1 protein-coding gene is annotated in these 284 nt (G+C 67.6%); it reads left to right on the top strand.

Going from position 1 to position 284, the window contains the following annotated elements; all coding sequences use genetic code 11:
- Nucleotides 1–251, top strand: a 251-nt coding sequence (locus SB717_RS35150) for a ribonuclease HII (RefSeq protein WP_410907525.1), incomplete at its 5' end; no start/stop codon positions are given.
- Between the last annotated feature and the right edge of the window lie 33 nt (nt 252–284).

The raw sequence follows: 284 nt of genomic DNA, 5'->3' as shown, positions 1-284 counted from the left end.
CGGCGAAGGAGGTCACGCGCATCAAAGCGGACGGGGACGGCGCATCCGTCGCAGCGGTGTCGGTCATCGCGAAGGGGCATCGTGACCGCATGATGATCGCGCACGACCGTGAGTATCCGGGCTACGGGTGGGCGAGCAACAAGGGGTACTCGTCCGCCGAGCACTTCGCCGCCATCGCGGAGCTGGGGCCGAGCGCGTTGCACCGGCTCACCTGGCTGAAGCAGCCCGCGCTGATCGATATCCCGGACTGAATGGGCTCCTGCCCACCCGGCCATTGTCCACAG

Origin of the sequence: Priestia sp. SIMBA_032, assembly GCF_046535215.1 — a bacterium.
Taxonomy (GTDB): Bacteria; Bacillota; Bacilli; order Bacillales; family Bacillaceae_H; genus Priestia; species Priestia aryabhattai.
This window is presented reverse-complemented; position numbering and strand designations above follow the sequence as displayed.